Annotated in this window: 3 protein-coding genes and 1 other RNA gene; all 4 read left to right on the plus strand. The window is 62.8% G+C overall.

The genetic code is table 11. The features are described 5' to 3' along the window. Positions 1-76: 76 nt before the first annotated feature. The gene (gene ompA / locus VGH41_RS21760; protein ID WP_331599654.1) at positions 77-724 is read left to right on the plus strand and encodes an outer membrane protein OmpA; all 648 of its coding nucleotides are present in this window, start codon (positions 77-79) and stop codon (positions 722-724) included. 247 nt (positions 725-971) lie between these two features. Continuing rightward, positions 972-1,670, plus strand: coding sequence for a bifunctional 2-polyprenyl-6-hydroxyphenol methylase/3-demethylubiquinol 3-O-methyltransferase UbiG (gene ubiG / locus VGH41_RS21765; RefSeq protein ID WP_331599655.1), 699 nt, complete (start codon positions 972-974; stop codon positions 1,668-1,670). A gap of 40 nt (positions 1,671-1,710) precedes the next feature. Then, positions 1,711-2,424, plus strand: coding sequence for a phosphoglycolate phosphatase (gph, locus tag VGH41_RS21770; RefSeq protein ID WP_331599656.1), 714 nt, complete (start codon positions 1,711-1,713; stop codon positions 2,422-2,424). Positions 2,425-2,559: 135 nt separating this feature from the next. Next, positions 2,560-2,747, plus strand: a transfer-messenger RNA (tmRNA) gene (gene ssrA, locus VGH41_RS21775); the annotation flags it as partial.

Below are 2,747 nucleotides of genomic sequence, written 5' to 3' on the forward strand. Positions count from 1 at the left end.
TCGAGCAATGTATGACTTGTCTTCGTCAACAGGCTCGCAGTAAACCTGCGGTAATCTCAATTTCGAGAGGAGAAATATGAATAAACTTTCAAAGCTCGCGTTCATTGCAGCTACCGCAGTTATGGCTGCATCCGCCATGGCACAGTCGGTGCCGGCGTCGCGACAAGCTACGAACGATAACTGGGTAAATGGTACCGGCGAATACGTGTGGATGAACGGCACGAACGAGCTGTGCTGGCGCGACGCATTCTGGACGCCGGCAACCGCCAACGCAAAGTGCGACGGCGCGCTGGTTGCCCAGGCTCCGACTCCCCCGGCTCCGGTCGCTCCCGCACCGGTAATTAGCAGCCAGAAGATTACGTATCAAGCTGACGCGCTGTTCGACTTCGACAAGGCAATCCTGAAGCCCGCTGGCAAGGAACGCCTCGGCGAACTGGCATCGAAGATTCAGGGCATCAACCTGGAAGTGGTCGTTGCAACGGGCCACACGGACCGCATCGGTACGGACGCCTACAACGATCGTCTGTCGCTGCGTCGCGCTCAAGCTGTGAAGGCCTTCCTGGTCAGCAAGGGCGTCGAAGCCAACCGTATCTACACGGAAGGCAAGGGCCGCCGCAACCCGGTTACCACCGGTTGCAACCAGAAGAACCGCAAGCAACTCATCGCCTGCCTCGCACCGGACCGTCGCGTGGAAGTCGAAGTTGTCGGTACGCCGAAGCAGTAAGCTGCAAGCTGCCGCGGTATCGAAAGCCCCGCTCCGGCGGGGCTTTTTTTATGACCCGACGCCGTACGGGTGATACGCGATGCGCGCCGCTGGCGCCTTCGCCGACGCCCGTCATCGCATTGTTGGCTCCCCGCCTTTGCGGGCGCCCGAATTCGCGCTCGCACTTTTGCCGCCCCGTCTGTTGCCTATATACTCAGGGTTTATCCTCGAGCGTCCGCTCACCGCCCTCATCGAGGCAGCATTCGCCATGACCAACGCCGATCCCCACGAACTGCAAAAATTCAGCGACCTTGCGCATCGGTGGTGGGACCCGAATGCGGAATTCAAGCCGCTGCACGAACTCAACCCGATCCGCCTGAGCTGGATCGACAGCCGCGCGCATCTCGCGGGCAAAAAGGTGCTGGATATCGGCTGCGGCGGCGGCATTCTGTCCGAATCGATGGCCGGCCTCGGCGCCCACGTGAAGGGCATCGACCTGTCGACGCAAGCGCTGGGCGTCGCGGATCTTCACAGCCTCGAAAGCGGTGTAACCGTCGACTACGAAGAAATCGCCGCAGAGGCACTGGCGGCCCGCGAGCCGGGCACTTACGACGTGGTCACGTGCATGGAAATGCTCGAGCACGTGCCGGAACCAGCCGCGATCGTGGAAGCCTGCAAGACCCTGGTGAAGCCGGGTGGCTGGGTGTTCTTCTCCACGCTGAACCGCAATGTGAAGTCGTATCTGTTCGCCGTGATCGGCGCCGAATACATCGCACGCATGCTCCCCAAGGGAACGCACGACTACGCGCGGTTCATCCGCCCGTCGGAACTGGCGGGGTTCGTGCGTGCAGCCGGCCTGCGCACAGCCGACATCAAGGGCATCGTCTACAACCCGCTTAGCAAGCACTTCATGCTGTCATCCGACACGAGCGTCAATTACATGCTCGCGTGCCGCCGCGACGCGTGAGCGCCGCCCCCGTCCCGATTCGCCGCACCGTCCCGAACTAATGAGCGACCCAACTCCGCTGCCTCAACGTGAAGACAACGAGAACACGCTCGGCCTATGCCAGGCTGTGCTTTTCGACCTCGACGGGACACTAGCCGACACGGCGCCCGACCTCGCGGCTGCCGTCAACAAAATGCGCCAGGACCGCGGGCTCGAGATGGTCCCGCTCGAAAAGCTGCGCCCGCTGGCGTCTGCCGGCGCGCGCGGGCTAATCGGCGGCGCGTTCGGCGTCGGCCCCGACGACCACGAATTCGCGTCGATGCGCGAGGAGTTTCTCGCCAACTACGAAGCGGATCTCTGTATAGAGACCACGCTGTTCCCGGGCATCGCCGAGGTGCTCGACGAACTCGACGCTCGTGGCGTGCGCTGGGGCATCGTCACGAACAAGGTCGCCCGGCTCACCGAGCCACTCGTTGCGCAACTGGGCCTTGAGGAGCGCGCCGGCTGCGTGGTCAGCGGCGATACGACCGCGCATTCGAAGCCGCATCCCGCGCCGTTGCTGCATGCGGCCCACGAGCTGCAGGTCGCGCCGGAACACATCGTCTATGTCGGCGACGATCTGCGAGACGTGCAGGCCGGTTTTGCCGCTGGCATGAAGACCGTCGCCGCGGCGTACGGCTATTGCGGCAACGATATCCCGCCGACGCAGTGGCACGCGCAGCACGTCGTTCAGTCGCCCGCGCAGCTGCGCAAGCTGTTGCGCGACATTGCGTGAGCCGCGCGGCGAGCGCCGGCACCCACCCGGGCTCGCGACGTTGCGCGTCTTCCGCGATCACAGGCAACAGAGGACGCGCCCGTCGATCTATTGTAAAATTCGTCTTTGGCTCATATATTGTGAGCAACGAACCGCGGGGGCGACCTGGTTTCGACAGGGGTTGCGAAGCGGCTAGGGCATGTCGAGGACCCGTCACCTCGTTAATCAATGGGAAAAACGTAACTGCAAACGACGATACGTTCGCACTGGCAGCCTAAGGGCCGCCGTCCTCTGCCTAGTTCACTGACGGGCTAGTGTCGCAAGACCGGTAGCAATACCGACAG

Source organism: Paraburkholderia sp. (assembly GCF_036488795.1).
Classification (GTDB): domain Bacteria; phylum Pseudomonadota; class Gammaproteobacteria; order Burkholderiales; family Burkholderiaceae; genus Paraburkholderia.